A 16,497-nucleotide genomic window follows, 5' to 3' on the forward strand; every position below is an offset into this window, starting at 1 on the left:
GAACTATACAAGCGGTTAAGCCCGTGGCTTGCAGCATAATTAGTCAGAAAAAAAGTTATTTACCCCACATTTTGCTAGCTATTCACTGAATGTGAATAACTACACCATTTTAACGAATCAAGTGTGAAAGCACAAAATGACCAATTTTCGACCTCACTTCAAGGGCTTCGGGTAATAAATTGAACAGAGGAAACACATGGGGCATGTTAGGGTAAAAGCAGCCCGTTATTTCACCACCACAGGCTTTTATTTGGGCGACTAAACGTTCAGAATCCTGTAATAATAACTCCCGCGTACCCGCAATCACTAAGATGGGCGGCAGATCTACCAAGTTCCCTTGTAAGGGGGAAACTTTTGCCGACATAGGATCGGCCCCAGCAAGATAAGCGCCACGTAAGCGCAGCAATGCCTCTATGGTGAAGAAGGGATCGTCGGCTGCGAGTATCAACTCAGTATCCCCCGTAAGCGCTAAGTCTAACGCGGGCGATAGCAAGATACAGGCGGTCGGTAAAGGCAGGGCTAAACGTTTTAATTCCAGCAACAAACTCAGTGCTAAATTGCCGCCCGCCGAGTCACCCATGAGGATCAAATTCTCCGTGCCTTTCAGCTCAATTAACCGTCTATAGGCTTCAAGTACATCATCAAATGGCGCGGGGAAAGGATACTCAGGTGCGAGACGATAATCCGGAATATAAGCATCTAATTGACAACGCTGGCAGATATCTGCGACCAGTCTTGCATGGGCATGGGGCGTTTTAAAACAGAAGCCTCCGCCACGGATATAAAATAGATTTCCAAGGCGAGGAGGTTCGTTGAGAAGCACATAATGTAACAAGTTTGAGTGTTGTAAGGGGATGGTAGCGCTGACTAACTTATCCGGCCAAGGGAGCCAGCGTCTATCAAGCTCAAGCAACTTTTCACGCACTTGCGCTAAGGGCATTTTGGCCTGTCCACGACTGATGGATGGCCTAGCGACATAGGATAAAATGGTATTTAGTACAGATGCTTGCCAGCTTGGCATATCCCTTCCTCTACTTAAACGCCGCAATCATGGCGCTACGTAGCAGACCGTGGATTACAGCAGATCTAACTTCCTATAGTTTTGTGCTTTTAAGCGCAGTACTTCTTGCTCAGTTAACTCATAATAATCAAACATTAAGCGCTTTTCTTGGGGATCGATTTGACGCATTTCTTCGAGTAATACCACCTTAGCATAACAGTTTGCCCGCGCGACTAATGCCGACTGAGGCGACAATTCTCGATAGCTTAAGGTTCGGTCTAACTCCTTTAACAACCGAGTTAAGGGACTCGCTTCAAACTTAAGTAACTCTAATAATTGCCAATTAAGTTTAAGGCCATGGCTTAACACTTGTTCAAACACGGCCTTAGCAGGAAACTCAGTGGCAATCACTGCATCATACACTTCCTTATCACGGCTGCTACTGGCTTCTCTTATCCAAGATCCCCATGTTTGGTCGAATAAACGGGCACTTAAACTCAATACAACGGATGTACCTAACTGATTAAGTAAGGCACTACTATAAACCAAGGCTGAGTCAGTATTATGAAGCTGAGCTAAAGCATTGGCCGCTATGCCACTGACTATGCTGTAGCGCCATAATTTACGGGTAGTCCATAACAACTTAGCATTGCCACTAGGAAGCCAATTTCGCAAACAAAAGTAAGGGATAATGGTGCGAAGGTTTTCGATACCGATGTAATTCATCACTAATTTGATATCAGTGACCCGCACATCTGAGCTCTGAGACCGGCGAGCGCGAAAAGATGGGCTGTTGACCATGTTAGTTAAGTCGCGGCACAACCAACTTAAGTTACTGATCAGTAGCCTTAATCGCGTTGCATCGAGATTTTTTGCCAGCAATAATTCCAGCAAGAGGATTTGCGACTCATTGATGTCTGACTTAGCCAGAACCAGTTCGGGGGACGCGAGTTGATGATCGATGGCGTTATTGACCGTTTCATGCAGCTGGCTCGACACGGCTTCAAACACTTCTTTAGCTTTAATTTGTTTCATCAAACGCACCAAAATCGCTTCGCGTTCAACATCTAACTTATTTGCATCGGCCTCTAATTCAAGGTCGAGTTCATCCAAAAGAGTCGGGCTCGCTTTTTGCTTTCCGAGGATCAATTGTTGATAGAGTCTGTGCTCTATCTCTATAATTTTGCCGGGTCTTACACCGCCCGCAACCGAAATCGCCACTATGAATCTTTCCTATATCGCTAATGCCCGAGTGACGTCAACACAATCAAACTCTCAAAATCATTACAATTTCAGCACATACACTTAATCTTAGCAATAATGCAAAGTCGCAGAACGCAAACAAAGAGTTATATCGGATATTTCCTAGTCAGTTACCCAATAAAAAGGCCTCGACTAGGAGACCTTTAACAGAAATCGAACTGAATTATTTGAGTTCTTGTTCAAATAACTTATAGATGCGGCGGTATTCATCTAACCAGCTAGAAGGTTGACGGAAACCATGGGGCTCGACAGGATAAATCGCCATTTCAAAGGTTGGTTTTTCCAGTTCAATGAGGCGCTGTACCATACGCACACTGTCTTGGAAGAAAACGTTGTCGTCCATTACGCCACTCATGATAAGCAATGGTTTAGTTAATTCTTGAGCATGCTCAATAGGAGAGCTGCGCTCATAGGCGATAGGATCGACATCAGGCGTATTTAAGATATTAGAGGTATAAGGCGCATTATAATGTGCCCAGTCCGCCACAGGACGCAATGCAGCTCCAGCTTGGAACAAGTCCGGCGCGGTAAACAAAGACATAAACGTTAAGAATCCACCGTAAGAGCCACCATAAGTACCGACACGCTTAGTATCGACATGGGTATGAGTCGCCATCCACGTTACGCCATCCTTTAAGTCTTCCACTTCTGGATGACCCATATTGCGATAAATAGCGGTGCGCCAATCTCGGCCGTAACCTTTAGAGCCACGGTAATCCATGTCCATCACAACATAACCTTGTTGAGTCAGCAGGTTGTGGAACATAAACTCGCGAAAATAACCGCTAAAACCATAATCGGCATTCTGCAGATAACCTGCGCCGTGATTGAAGATCACCGCAGGATATTTCTCAGCGCGGGACTTATCATAGCCTTGCGGCAGATAAACTCGAGCGTACACATTGCCAGCACCATGATTTGAAGGTACTGCTACCACTTCTGGCGCTTGCCATGGGTAATTTTTGAAGGCATCACTGGTATAAGACGTCAGCTGCTTTAACTCGCCGCCAATGGGTTGAACATAAAGCTCATTTGGCTGAGTACGGCGTGAAGCATTGAGTAATAGCTGAGTGCCATCGGGGCTTAAGCTGTAATCTAAGTTGCCATCCCACTGGGTTAGTTGCTCATTTTTACCTGTGGCAAGATTCACGCGGTGAACGTTATAAATGCCGGGGTGACTCTGGTTCGCTTTGTAATAGATGTAATTGGCATCCGGTGACAGCGTAATATCACTCACCACAAACTTGCCTTGGGTTAACGCACGCGGCTTTTCGCCTTGAGCTTTAATATAAAGCTGCGAATAACCGGACTCTTCTGACAAGTAATACAAGGTATCCGTATCCGGTAACCAACCGAATTGGTTGTAGTCGTAATTCACCCATGCATCATCATGCAAACGATGTTCGGTAATGAATTTACCCTTAGCAAGATCGACACTGGCGATCCAGCGATCTTTGTTATCAGTTGCTTCTAGCATCAGGGCTAATTTATTTTCCGACTCATGCCATTGAATCGCACTCTGAGTCCAGCCCCAATCCTGCATCAACTGAATTTTACGTGGCGATTTAGTACTTTGATAAGTTTCGCCTTTCGCTTTAGCATTTTCAGCTTTCACTTTGGCTAGCACATCTTCATCAAAACCAGTAAGGCCCTCGATTGTGATATCGACTTTTTTATGTTGTTTTAAATCAAGCACAACAAAACGTTGCCCTGGTGGCGTATCTTCAGCCACGCGCGCACGCACTGGCACAGGGTCGATATAACCTTCGCTACCTAAGTAATTAGGCATGATGTCGTGTTCGCTGCTACCTGTGTAATTTTTATCTGTAAGCGCAACTAAAATATAGCGGCCATCGGGTGATAAACTCAGCTCTGACACCACTTCGCTATCGCCTAAATACCAAGTGCTGGCGGCGAGCGTTGGATCGTTTTTTTGTAATTCATCTTGGTACTGCGCTTTAGCTTTAGCATTTTCTTGCTGCAGCGCTACATACTGAATCAATCTGTGCTGTTGTTTCGCAATATAAGACGTCGGCTCTTTTACCGCTTCTGGTGCTTTCGCCATTTTAATTTCAGCAAGTTGCTCGACTAAGCCTGAATCTTGATGAATTTGGAAAACATTGTCGCCCTGCCAATAGGCAATATCGCCATTATTGAGATAACGCACACCATCGATGGCGGTGCGCTGGCGAGTCAATTGGCTGATCTTACCCGTGCTTAATTGCTTAACAAAAATGTTGCCTTGATATAGGTAAGCCTTGTGGGACTTAGTGCGATCAAACACGCCAAACTGCTGATCTGCCGCATATAACTTATCGAGAGCTAGCTCGACGGCGCGGCTGTCATTGATGCCTTGCTGATAATAGCTACGCAGAGGTGAAGCACTCGCTTGGCGGGCAAATAGCACGCTTTGGCTATCGTCGCTCCAGTAAGCCTCTTTGGCAAAGATCCCCATCCAATCAGGATTTGCCATAATTTGATTAAGCGTAAGCGCCTGTGAAACTTGTGGCGGTTGGGCTAAGGGAACTTGGAATGCTGGCGGAGCTATTACGGGAGTTGCAGTTTCAGTCGATGTCGCTGCGCACCCTGCCAATACGGCAACCGCTAACGCACTAAAACCCAAATTTCGCATTACGCTTCTCATTTATCCTTCCTTTTATTGTTATCGCAATGGCTAAATGACCCAGTCTACTTATCTGCTGGTTTCGCCTATTCGCGTAGTTTTGCGGCAGTTATAGCATAGTTAATCGCTAAACTTGCTTAAAAGAAGGATAAATCTTGTAACAGAAATTGATAGTGTGGAGAGTTTTTAAGGCGAGGAAATTATACGGGCACAGCCGGTTGCACTAAAAAATTGGCTAACAGTTCGAGACCTTGCTCGGTGAGAATTGATTCGGGATGAAATTGCACTCCATAAAGCGGTAAGTCTTGATGGCTCATGGCCATGATTTCTCGGCCGTGAATTGCATCGTCAAACCAAGCATCGAGTACAAAACCTTCAGGCACAGCATCAACCAGTAACGAGTGATAACGTGTCACGGTTAAAGGCTGATTTAATCCCTTAAATAACCGCTGGCCAGTGTGCGTAATGGCACTGACCTTGCCATGCATTACCCGTTCGGCACGCACTACATTGGAACCAAAAACCTGTGCCATCGCCTGATGTCCCAAACAGACACCTAAGATTGGCATGCGCGCAGCAAAATGTTCAATCGCCGCGAGGGAGATCCCCGCCTCATTGGGAGTACAAGGTCCGGGCGAAATCACCAGATGACTAGGCGCAAGCGCCTCAATGTCGGCTAGGCTAATTTCATCATTACGCTTAACCACTATCTCTTGCCCTAGCTGCTGAAAATACTGCACTAAGTTAAAGGTGAAAGAGTCGTAATTATCGATCATTAGCAACATACAAGATCCATTGGTCTAAATGGGTAAAGGTAACGCATATCTAACGGATGAATGCGGGCGCAAATGCTATCACACCTTGTACTTAAGGTTTAACCAATTACGGCGATAAAATACAGCGACAAAAAAGCCAGTCATTAGACTGGCTTAGTTTTTAAACGACTTGGGCATTTCACCACAGTTATTTAACCACAGTTAAATGACTGCGACGCTTAGGGGGCTCGTCTGTCGGTTCAAACGCTTTATCTGTTGTTTCAACGACAGATAAAGATGAATCGACTTCATCGTCCATCAGGTAAGCATCTTCGATATCGAAGACAGTGCCAGCACCGTTTTCGCGGGCATAAATAGCGACAATCGACGCCATTGGCAACATCACCTGCTGAGGAACACCACCAAAACGCGCATTGAACTCCACACACTCATTGCTAATTTGCAAATTGCCCACTGCGCCAGCAGCGATATTTAACACTATCTGGCCATCCTTCACGTATTGCTGCGGTACTTGAGTGCCTTCAACAAAGGCATCAACCACAACGTGAGGAGTCAATTGGTTGTCCATCAACCAATCATAGTAAGCCCTTAGTAAATAAGGACGATTTGGAGTCAAAGGTTTCATTACATACCCATGCGCATTTCGCGTTCGGCTTCAGTTAAAGAAGCTTTAAACGATTCACGCTCAAAAATACGTGTCATATACGCTTTGATATCTTTAGCTACACGGCTATCTAGCTCAATACCTAATACAGGTAAGCGCCACAACAATGGGCCAAGGTAGCAATCCGCTAGACCAAATTCTTCGCTCATGAAGTAAGGCACTTCACCGAAGATAGGCGCAATTGCGATCAGGCTTTCAGTCAACTCTTTACGAGCCGCTTCAACACGATCACCTTTACGGATACGGTCAACGAGCGAATACCAGTCAGTATCGATGCGATGCATCATCAAACGGCTTTGGCCGCGAGACACTGGATAAACTGGCATCAAAGGCGGATGAGGAAAACGCTCATCCAAATATTCCATGATAATGCGTGATTCATATAAAACGAGTTCACGGTCTACCAAAGTTGGCACTGAGTTATATGGATTTACTTCGAGCAAATCCTCAGGCATTTCGTTAGGGTCGACCTGTAAAACATCAACAGTAACCCCTTTCTCAGCTAACACGATACGTACTTGATGGCTATACAGATCATCAGCACCTGAAAACAGTGTCATGATAGAGCGTTTGTTGGCAGCAACAGCCATTGATACCCTCCAGAATCGAAATAAAACAAAAGTAAACGAGGGGCAAAGCCCCCCGTTTACACTATGCGGATATTACATTTTACCCGTTATTGGTGCCTAGTGTACATCTTTCCAATACTCTTTCTTCAAGAGGTAGGCCACAATAAAGAATATAAATAGGAATCCGAGTACCCACCAGCCCATAGCTTGACGCTCTAGCTTAACAGGTTCAGCCGAATAAACTAAGAAGCCAGTGATATCACGTACTGCTTGGTCGTATTCTTCCGCATTCAATTTACCGCCAGTCACCACAATAGTGCCATCTTCTTGTTTAACTGGTGTGCCTTGTAACTCTTCGAGTACATGTGGCATACCAACAGATGGGAATACTGTGTTATTCACACCAAATGGACGACTTGGATCTTTATAGAAGCCTTTCAGATAGGAATAAACCCAATCTTCACCACGCACGCGAGCAACTAAAGTTAAGTCTGGCGGTGTAGCACCAAACCATTTAGCAGCATCTTTAGGTGGAATAGCGTTTTGCATCAACTCACCAATTTTAGCATCGGTGAACATATACTTATTACGCATATCATCCGCAGAGATACCGATATCGGTCGCTACACGTTCATAACGTTGATACTGAGTGCTGTGGCAACCAGAACAGTAATGTTGGAACAGGTCCACACCACGCTCTAAAGAAGCTTTATCATGCAGATCAACATTGGCGTCTTCTAAATGTACGTGTCCGCTCGCGGCAATTGCCAAGGTCGGCAACAAGGCAACTAATGCAATCAATAATTTTTTCATTAGTGTGTCAACCTCGCTGGAACAGGTTTAGTTTTTTCATTCTTGCTGTATACCCACAGCGCCACAAAGAAACCAAAGTAAGTGAAAGTAAACACCTGTGCAACTATCGTCAGCGTCGGCGTGGCAGGCACTACCCCTAAATAACCCAATACTATGAAAGATATAGCAAATTGAGCAATATTCAGCTTATGTAGCGTACTACGGTAGCGAACTGACTTCACTTTACAGCGATCTAACCAAGGCAATACGAACAGTACTGCAATCGACAGACCCATCATTATCACGCCACCCAATTTATCAGGCACAGCACGTAAAATGGCGTAAAAAGGAGTGAAGTACCAAACGGGTGCAATGTGCACTGGTGTCTTCATCGAGTTAGCCGGTTCAAAGTTTGGCTTCTCAAGGAAGTAACCACCGCCCTCAGGGATAAAGAACAACACGTAACAGAATACAATCAGGAAGCCCGCGACGCCCATGATGTCTTTTACAGTGTAATATGGGTGGAATGGAATACCGTCAACTGGCCAGCCATTTTCGTCTTTGTTCTTCTTGATTTCGATACCGTCAGGGTTGTTAGAACCCACTTCATGCAGCGCAATTAAGTGTAAAAACACGAGTACGACTAATACTAGCGGCAGAGCAATAACGTGCAGCGCAAAGAAACGGTTCAGCGTTGCGCCAGAGATCACGTAGTCACCACGGATCCACAGGGTTAAGTCGTCACCAATAACTGGAATCGCACCGAACAGAGATATAATTACCTGCGCACCCCAATATGACATTTGACCCCATGGCAGCAAATAACCCATAAAGGCTTCGGCCATCAACACGAGGAAAATTAACATACCGAACAGCCACAGTAGTTCTCTAGGCTTCTGATATGAACCGTAAATTAAACCACGGAACATGTGCAGATAGATGACAACGAAGAAGGCTGATGCACCCGTTGAGTGCATATAACGCAGCAACCAACCGTATTCAACATCACGCATTATGTATTCAACAGAGGCAAATGCGCCTTCTGCTGTTGGTACATAGTTCATCGTCAACCAGATACCTGTCAGTAATTGGTTAACCAATACCAACATCGCTAGCGAACCGAAAAAATACCAAAAGTTAAAGTTAGTTGGCGTAGCGTACTGGCCCACGTGACGGTTATAAGTCGCCGTCATTGGGATACGCGCATCAATCCAATTAATTAAATTCTTAACCATTACGCCACTCCTTTATCTACACCGATAATCACGGTGCCATCATCAACGTATTGATGTGGAGGGATAACTAGGTTCAATGGAGCAGGTACGCCTTGGAAAACGCGACCAGCCATATCGAACTTAGAGCCATGACATGGACAGAAGAAACCAGAAGTGACACCTTCAACTTGCTCACCAAATGAATCTGGCAAATAAGTAGGTGAACATCCGAGGTGGGTACAAATACCGACAGCAATAAAATACTCTGGCTTGATTGAGCGCAAAGGATTTGTTGCATAATCAGGCTGCTGCATCTCAGCAGAAGCAGGATCTCTTAACTTATCATCATGTGTTGGCAGTTCATTGATCACAGCATCTGTGCGACGGACAACCCATACAGGTTTTCCACGCCACTCAACACGGATCAGCTGACCTGGCTCTACTTTACTGATATTTACTTCGACCGGTGCACCTGCAGCTTTCGCTTTGGCACTCGGATTCCATGACTTGATGAAAGGAACCGCTACAGCGACGGCACCAGCACCACCTACTACGGCGGTTGCGGCTGTCAGGAATCTGCGACGTCCGGTATCGACTGGCGCATTGCTCATCCACTTATCTCCCAGAGGGTGTTGGAATTTTTATATTTCAAAGACTTTCAGCCCTTAGTCATCACTAGGGTCAAAAATCGAAGTTTGAAGCGGGGCTCATTATAGCTAAAAATTAGAAGCAGATCATAGTGAAAACACGCAAGTAAGTTAGGGAGATTGCGTGTTTTTTAAAAAAAGCCTAAAAAAGACCCAACTATTAACCCATTTTAATTCATTTGGATCATATTTTAAGCTTCTTGTCTGTGACATCGGCATAAAGCATGCATCGCTAATATAAATTAGCCCAGACTTTTCAAACTAAGTTAACAATCGTCAGATAAAAAAATAGGCCCTGAGTAACAGGACCTATTAAATGAATACTTTTAATGTATTACTTCTTAGGTGCAGTGCTCTTCATATACTTGAAGAACTCGCTATCAGGCTCTAACACCATAATATCGGACTTGCCTGAGAAGCTGGCTCGATAAGCCTCTAAGCTACGAACAAAACCGAAGAACTCAGCATCTTTGTTGTAAGCATCAGAATATATCTTCGCTGCTAACGCATCCCCTTCACCTCGAATGGTTAAGGCTTTACGTTCAGCTTCGGCAATCTTCACCGTCACATTAGCATCTATTGTTGCACGAATAATTTCAGACTGTTCTTTACCTTGCGCTCTATGCTCTTTTGCCACAGCTTGACGCTCTGCACGCATACGCTGGTAAATACTGTTACTGACGTTAGCCGGTAGATTGATTTGCTTTACACGCACATCAACAACTTCAATACCTAAGTCTTTTGCACTTTCTGAGGCATTGGATAACGCATCATTTTGCAGTTCATCACGCTTACCAGAAACAATCTCTCTGATAGTGCGACGACCAAACTCTGTGCGTAAATCGTTGTTGATCTTACGTTGTAATAGCGATTCTGCATTCGACTTAATACCACCGTTTGTAGACAGGTAATATTTTTCGAAATCCATAATGCGCCACTTCACATAGGAATCGACCATAAGGTCTTTCTTCTCTGAAGTCACAAAACGATCAGCTGCACCATCGAGTGTCTGAATACGGGCATCGAGTAATTTTACTTTATCGATCACAGGCACTTTCATGTGCAGGCCTGGGCCGTAGACGCGGGTGACTTGCTTACCGTCAACGTCGTCTTTTAAAATTTCACCGAAACGCGCCACAATAGCGCGCTCGCCTTCATTCACCACCATTAAAGATGACAAACCAATACCTAAGAGCACGGCGATAAGAATAACGCTTAATCTACCCATGGATTACTCCCTCCCTTGGCGAGTACGATCATCGCGGGATGGACGTCCACTCAAAGGCTCATTCGCGCGAGTCGTTGATACAGATGAAGAATTAACATTTTGCTGTGGCTTAGCTTCCAGCTCATTTGTCGCAGGCTTCTGCTGAATTAACTTATCTAGCGGTAGGTACATTAAGTTGCCGTTGTTCTTAGCATCAATCAGCACTTTATTCGTATCTGTCATCACTTGCTGCATTGTATCAAGATACAAACGCTTACGAGTCACTTCAGGCGCAGCTTGATACTCTGGTAATAACAACTCAAAACGAGCCACTTTACCGCGAGCCTCTAAGACTTCACGCTCTTTGTAAGCATTCGCTTGTTGCGCCATACGTTCAACTTCACCACGAGCTTTTGGTTCAATTTCACGGGCATAAGCTTCAGCTTCACGAATAAAACGTTGTTCATCTTCTTGGGCAGAAATCGCATCATCGAAGGCGTCTTTCACTTCTTCTGGCGGACGTGCCGGTAAGAAGTTAACGTCAACAACAGCAAGACCCAATTTGTACGGTTCAAGAATGCGCTCTAACTCTTTCCACGTATCGCGACGAATAGCATCACGGCCCGTAGTCAGAATATCATCCATCTTGTTATGTCCAATGACATAACGCAGTGCACTGTCAGTCGCTTCACGCAAACTGGCGTTCGCATCGACGGCACTAAATAGATATGAGTAAGCATCTAAAATACGATACTGAACATCAAGCTCAACTTTCACGACGTTTTCATCGGATGTCAGCATGCTACCAGACGCAGGAATAGAGCGAACCGATTGAATGTCGACGGGATAAATTTGGTCGATAAATGTGGCTTTCCAATGAAGTCCAGGGCCAATTTCGCCAGCGTGTTTACCAAATCGCAGTGCCACACCACGCTCAGCTTCTTTAATTGTATAAAAACCCGAAAGTCCCCAAACAACTACAGCAACAGCAAGAATGATGATTAGGCTAAACGAACTAAAAGACTGGCCTGAGCCATTTCCTTTGCCGCCAAAGCGCTTTGAAAGATTACGAAAAACCTCGTCAAGGTCCGGTGGTCCTTTGTCGTTACCACCTTTATTTCCCCAAGGATCATTACCCTTGTTACCGGGCTCGTTCCAAGCCATTTAGCACTCCATAAGTGGATGAAATAAATTAGATTATTAACAAACAGCTTCATCTATCGAATCTTCGAAGATGAAGGTTTCTAACTCACCCTGACTCTGTTTTGTTAATCGGCGCCAATCGGCGTCCGATAAACGAACAGACAAAATACAGTTCCCCAGATCGTCGTACTCTTTCTGCTGTATCGCATCCAGTCGATAAAACTGGCCAAGATAATGTCCAGCAGTTGCCGGAATTCTAAGTGTTAGCTCTTTAATCACCTCACCAATAAGCTCAGTGATGGCTTTCAAGAGCAAATCAAATCCTAAACGCTTCTGTGCTGACACCCAAACTCGAACGGGTTTGCCTATGTCGTTATATTCAATTCTTGGCGTCACATCTTCGAGTAAATCGATTTTGTTACAGACCACGAGTTGCATGACTTCATCGGCTTGGATGTCTTTCAGTACAGATTGAACCTGATCAAAATTATCCGCCATGTTTTCATCTGCACAATCAACTATGTGTAGTAATAACTCAGCTTGCCTTGTCTCTTGTAAGGTTGCCTTAAATGCAGCAACGAGATCATGGGGCAAATGACGAATAAACCCGACAGTATCCGCTAATATCACAGCACCATCAGGTAAATCTAACTTTCTTAGCGTAGGATCGAGTGTGGCAAATAGCTGATCTGCAGCATAAACATCAGATGATGTTAGGGCATTAAAAAGCGTTGATTTACCCGCGTTTGTGTAGCCGACTAATGAGACTGTCGACAAATCACTACGCTTACGTGCACGTCGACTCTGTTCACGTTGCTTATCAACTCGCTCTAAGCGTTTGTTGATATTTTTAATCCGTCCTCTGAGCAAACGTCTATCGGTTTCGAGCTGGGTTTCCCCTGGACCACGTAAACCAATACCGCCCTTTTGCCTTTCAAGATGCGTCCAACCACGGATCAGGCGAGTCGACATATGGCGCAATTGCGCTAGCTCCACCTGTAACTTACCTTCGTGAGTTCGCGCTCTTTGGGCAAAAATATCGAGAATAAGTGTCGTACGGTCGAGCACACGACACTGACACACTTGCTCAAGATTACGCTCTTGGGCTGGACTCAATGCATGATTAAAAATCACCACATTGGCTTCAGTCGCCGCCACTAATGCAGCTAACTCTTCGGCTTTACCAGAACCCACAAAAAATTTGCGATCCGGTGAACGTCGACTTCCAGTAATCACCCCGACTGATCTTGCCCCAGCTGATTCTACTAATAGCTGCAGCTCGACTAAATCTTCTCGGCGTTCCTCATCGGAAAAGTCGATATGGACAAGAACCGCAGTTTCTCCCGCCTCATAACGATCAAACAAGAAGCAAACTCCTCAGATAATACTTATTCGCCACTAGGCGCATCATCTTGAGCACCATATCCGCCTTGGGCATTTTGGTGACCAGTAACGTTGAATGGGCGTGCTGGCACGACAGTAGAAATAGCGTGTTTATAAACCATTTGGCTCACTGTATTTTTCAACAGAATGACAAATTGATCAAACGACTCTACCTGTCCTTGGAGTTTAATGCCGTTAACCAAGTAAATTGATACAGGAACGCGCTCGCGACGCAATGCGTTCAAAAATGGGTCTTGTAAAGATTGCCCCTTAGCCATTTTATTATTTCCTTTTTTAATTTATATAAAATAAATCGATATCAGTGATAGTTTTTTGTTTAGTTTTAGTATTATACAGCAAGGGCTAATAAGCTAGCGGCATTGACGCATAAGTATAACTAAATTCCCCTCAGCACCACTTTCAAGCCAATTCAACTCTGGCCAACTCCGCAACCATGTTAATTGACGCTTAGCCAATTGCCTAGTAGCAGCAACCGCTTTTTCGACCATAGTATCATAGTCAAACTCACCATCTAGGTATTGCCAGCACTGTCGATAACCGACACAACGCATTGAAGGCAAGTCTAAATGCAAGTCTCCGCGGGCTTTTAGCTCTGTGACTTCCTCAATAAAGCCCTGTTTGAGCATAATCGCAAAACGTTGCGCTATTAAGTCATGTAACACTTTGCGTTCGCGCGGTGCAATAGCAAACTGCACTACGTCATAAGGCAAGGGAGCTGACTTGGTCTGAGTCAACTCAGTCATGCTCTTGCCGCTTATTCTATAGACTTCCAGCGCTCTTGAAAGTCTTTGTGGATCATTAGGATGAATTCTTTCTGCCGACACGGGATCTATCTCCCTTAATTGGTCATGCAGTGCTTCCCATCCCTTTTCATCCGCCTCCGCTTGGATCTCGGCTCTAATGGCCTCATCCGCACTCGGCAAAGGTGACAAACCTTCGAGTAACGCTTTGAAATACATCATGGTTCCGCCAACTAATACTGGCGTTTTCCCCATGCTGACAATCTCTTCTATCTGGGCTATTGCATCGGCTCTAAAGTCGGCTGCCGAATAGCTTTCACTGGGATCACGAATATCAATTAATCTGTGCGGCCCGCGAGCCAGTTCGTCTGCTGAAGGCTTGGCACTGCCAATGTCCATACCACGATAAATTAATGCCGAATCGACCGAAATAATTTCACAGTTATGCTTTTCGGCCAATTCTAATGCTAAAGCTGTCTTACCTGAGGCCGTTGGCCCCATCAAAAATAACACTTTAGGCTGTAATTCTTTATTCACTTGCTTGCTCTTCTAGCCACGATTGCCAAGGTAAGAATATCGCTTTGTTGGCAATAAGCTGTTTTTTCTCTTCAGCTAACTGCGAAAATGCTGCCCAGACTTCTGGTGCCGAAACGAATCCCGTTAAACTGTGTTTTGCCAACCAAAACGCCAATGCGCTCGGCGCAGGTGTTTCAAAACGTAGCGATTGTAGCCATTCAGGGATCACTTTGGCTAACTGGCTCTCTCTGATATATGGGGGCACTTTCTTAATAATCAACTGCTGGTAACGAATTGTTAGTTCTAAACCTAATTGGCGGATCAGCGTGTCGTGTTCAGTGAGCACAGCCTGCCAATCCGCATCAGCCGCGACAGACACTGGCATCAATAAAGGCTGACCAATTAACCCCGTCGCTAGTTTAGCTTCAATCTCTTGGCATCGCGTCGCCAATGCTACTGATTTTATTGATAATAGACTGAGTTTATCTTCCGACGTCATCACCCAATATTGCCCATCTAATATCGATGGCATAGGTAACACAGACTGATAATCTTGATCTTTTACACTGTAAGAAGGGGTTTGCAGTAAAGCACCATAACTTGCTATTGCCGCCTTTGACGGTAATTCAGTACGTTGTCGAGATTCACCTACAGAATAACTGCCACGGCTGCTGTCTCTTGGCATTGTCATGCTGCCAAAAGCATTGGTTTGAGTGCCAAAACTGGCGCCTTCTCGTCCTGCGCCTACAGACTTTACTTGAACTGCAGGGGCTACTGAATCTTGAGCAGATTCAAGTGTATCAGTTTGCGCATTAACTAGAGCTGAGTCAGCGCCAAGTGCAAAAGGGGCAGCTATTCCAGCTGCGCTTGTTGGAGCATCCACAAACACATCTTCAACCTCATCCAAAGAGCTAGAGTCAACGAAGTTGAGCTCTCCTGCTTCTTCCAGCGCCGATTGCAATGCTTGCAGAATATAATCATGCACATAGCGACTCTGATGGAATCGCACCTCATGCTTAGCAGGATGCACGTTAACATCCACTTGATGGGGATCGATATCCAACATCAGCACGTAGCCGGGTTGTTCAATTTCTGCTTTTTGAGCAAAGGCTTGGCGCACTGCATGATTGACCAAGCGATCACGGATAAGGCGTCCATTGACATAAAAGTAATGGGTATCGCTGATAACCGGTGACCAAGGTGACTGCAAATAGCCACTGAGGCGCAAATCATCGTGTTGGCATTCAATCTTAAGCGCTTGCTCGGCAAATGGACGGCCACACACTTGCGTCAAACGCTGTAAATACTGGGCTTCATTCATGGCGGGACGATAATTACGTACTATCTTGCCGTTATGCGTCAGCGTGAAATGGATATCGCCGCGCACTAATGCAATGCGCTTTAACCATTCATCGATATGGGTAAATTCGGTTTTGTCACTCTTTAAAAAGCGTCTGCGAGCCGGTGTATTAAAGAATAAATCCACCACTTCAATCGTCGAACCAACTGGATGCGCGGCGGGCATCACTTTAACTGCCATGTCGGCACCTTCAGCATGGGCTTGCCACGCTTCGGTTTGCTCAGCCGTGCGTGAAGTTAAAGTTAAACGTGAGACTGAGCTGATACTGGCTAGCGCTTCACCACGGAAACCAAAACTAAGGATCGCTTCAAGATCATCTAAAGTGTGCAGCTTTGAGGTCGCGTGGCGCGATAAGGCTAGCGCGAGTTCATCTTTAGGTATGCCAGAGCCGTTATCGCGAATTTTAATCAGCTTGCTGCCGCCTTTGTCGATTTCAATATCGACTCGGCTCGCTCCTGCGTCGAGGCAATTCTCGACCAATTCTTTGACTACGGAAGCGGGTCTCTCAACCACTTCCCCCGCCGCAATTTGGTTGGCTAATTGCGGAGGCAGGATCTGAATGCCCATCATGCTTTCCTA

At 45.3% G+C, this 16,497-nt stretch carries 15 protein-coding genes; all 15 read right to left on the reverse strand.

Features of this window, described 5'->3' with window-relative positions; all coding sequences use genetic code 11:
* Nucleotides 1-109: 109 nt before the first annotated feature.
* Nucleotides 110-1,021 (reverse strand): alpha/beta hydrolase, encoded by a 912-nt coding sequence (locus tag L5M28_RS06220; RefSeq protein ID WP_219251059.1) that lies wholly within the window; start codon nt 1,019-1,021, stop codon nt 110-112.
* Nucleotides 1,022-1,075: 54 nt separating this feature from the next.
* Nucleotides 1,076-2,221: an HDOD domain-containing protein gene (locus L5M28_RS06225; RefSeq protein WP_263202771.1), complete on the reverse strand. Its 1,146-nt coding sequence runs from the start codon at nt 2,219-2,221 to the stop codon at nt 1,076-1,078.
* 205 nt (nt 2,222-2,426) lie between these two features.
* Entirely contained in the window at nt 2,427-4,907 is a 2,481-nt protein-coding gene (locus L5M28_RS06230) for a prolyl oligopeptidase family serine peptidase (protein WP_263202773.1), read from the reverse strand.
* A 179-nt stretch (nt 4,908-5,086) separates the two neighbouring features.
* On the reverse strand, nt 5,087-5,671 hold the full coding sequence (locus L5M28_RS06235; RefSeq protein ID WP_263202774.1) for an anthranilate synthase component II: 585 nt from the start codon (nt 5,669-5,671) through the stop codon (nt 5,087-5,089).
* Between the two features lie 178 nt (nt 5,672-5,849).
* Complete coding sequence (locus L5M28_RS06240) at nt 5,850-6,287, reverse strand: ClpXP protease specificity-enhancing factor (RefSeq protein WP_105250272.1); 438 nt, start codon at nt 6,285-6,287, stop codon at nt 5,850-5,852.
* Nucleotides 6,287-6,916, reverse strand: a complete 630-nt coding sequence (gene sspA / locus L5M28_RS06245; RefSeq protein ID WP_006080065.1) for a stringent starvation protein SspA — start codon at nt 6,914-6,916, stop codon at nt 6,287-6,289. The genes L5M28_RS06240 and sspA overlap by 1 nt, the downstream gene beginning before the upstream one ends.
* A 96-nt stretch (nt 6,917-7,012) precedes the next feature.
* Nucleotides 7,013-7,708 (reverse strand): cytochrome c1, encoded by a 696-nt coding sequence (locus L5M28_RS06250; RefSeq protein ID WP_131523976.1) that lies wholly within the window; start codon nt 7,706-7,708, stop codon nt 7,013-7,015.
* Entirely contained in the window at nt 7,708-8,922 is a 1,215-nt protein-coding gene (locus tag L5M28_RS06255) for a cytochrome b (RefSeq protein ID WP_263202777.1), read from the reverse strand. The genes L5M28_RS06250 and L5M28_RS06255 overlap by 1 nt, the downstream gene beginning before the upstream one ends.
* Nucleotides 8,922-9,512 carry a ubiquinol-cytochrome c reductase iron-sulfur subunit gene (gene petA, locus L5M28_RS06260; protein ID WP_006080059.1) on the reverse strand — a complete coding sequence of 197 codons (591 nt, stop codon included), beginning with the start codon at nt 9,510-9,512 and terminating at the stop codon, nt 8,922-8,924. Before petA ends, L5M28_RS06255 begins: the two co-directional genes overlap by 1 nt.
* 370 nt (nt 9,513-9,882) lie before the next feature.
* Nucleotides 9,883-10,776 carry a protease modulator HflC gene (gene hflC / locus L5M28_RS06265; RefSeq protein WP_113939145.1) on the reverse strand — a complete coding sequence of 298 codons (894 nt, stop codon included), beginning with the start codon at nt 10,774-10,776 and terminating at the stop codon, nt 9,883-9,885.
* A 3-nt stretch (nt 10,777-10,779) separates the two neighbouring features.
* Nucleotides 10,780-11,919, reverse strand: a complete 1,140-nt coding sequence (hflK, locus tag L5M28_RS06270; protein ID WP_028761770.1) for an FtsH protease activity modulator HflK — start codon at nt 11,917-11,919, stop codon at nt 10,780-10,782.
* Nucleotides 11,920-11,955: 36 nt separating this feature from the next.
* Nucleotides 11,956-13,263, reverse strand: a complete 1,308-nt coding sequence (gene hflX, locus L5M28_RS06275) for a ribosome rescue GTPase HflX (protein WP_028761769.1) — start codon at nt 13,261-13,263, stop codon at nt 11,956-11,958.
* Between the two features lie 23 nt (nt 13,264-13,286).
* Nucleotides 13,287-13,559, reverse strand: coding sequence for an RNA chaperone Hfq (gene hfq / locus L5M28_RS06280; protein ID WP_006084207.1), 273 nt, complete (start codon nt 13,557-13,559; stop codon nt 13,287-13,289).
* 93 nt (nt 13,560-13,652) lie between these two features.
* Entirely contained in the window at nt 13,653-14,579 is a 927-nt protein-coding gene (gene miaA, locus L5M28_RS06285) for a tRNA (adenosine(37)-N6)-dimethylallyltransferase MiaA (protein ID WP_028761767.1), read from the reverse strand.
* Nucleotides 14,572-16,485 carry a DNA mismatch repair endonuclease MutL gene (gene mutL / locus L5M28_RS06290; RefSeq protein ID WP_411569168.1) on the reverse strand — a complete coding sequence of 638 codons (1,914 nt, stop codon included), beginning with the start codon at nt 16,483-16,485 and terminating at the stop codon, nt 14,572-14,574. The genes miaA and mutL overlap by 8 nt, the downstream gene beginning before the upstream one ends.
* Nucleotides 16,486-16,497: the final 12 nt, after the last annotated feature.

Source organism: Shewanella sp. SW32, assembly GCF_025653365.1.
In the GTDB taxonomy this organism is placed as follows: Bacteria; Pseudomonadota; Gammaproteobacteria; order Enterobacterales; family Shewanellaceae; genus Shewanella; species Shewanella oncorhynchi.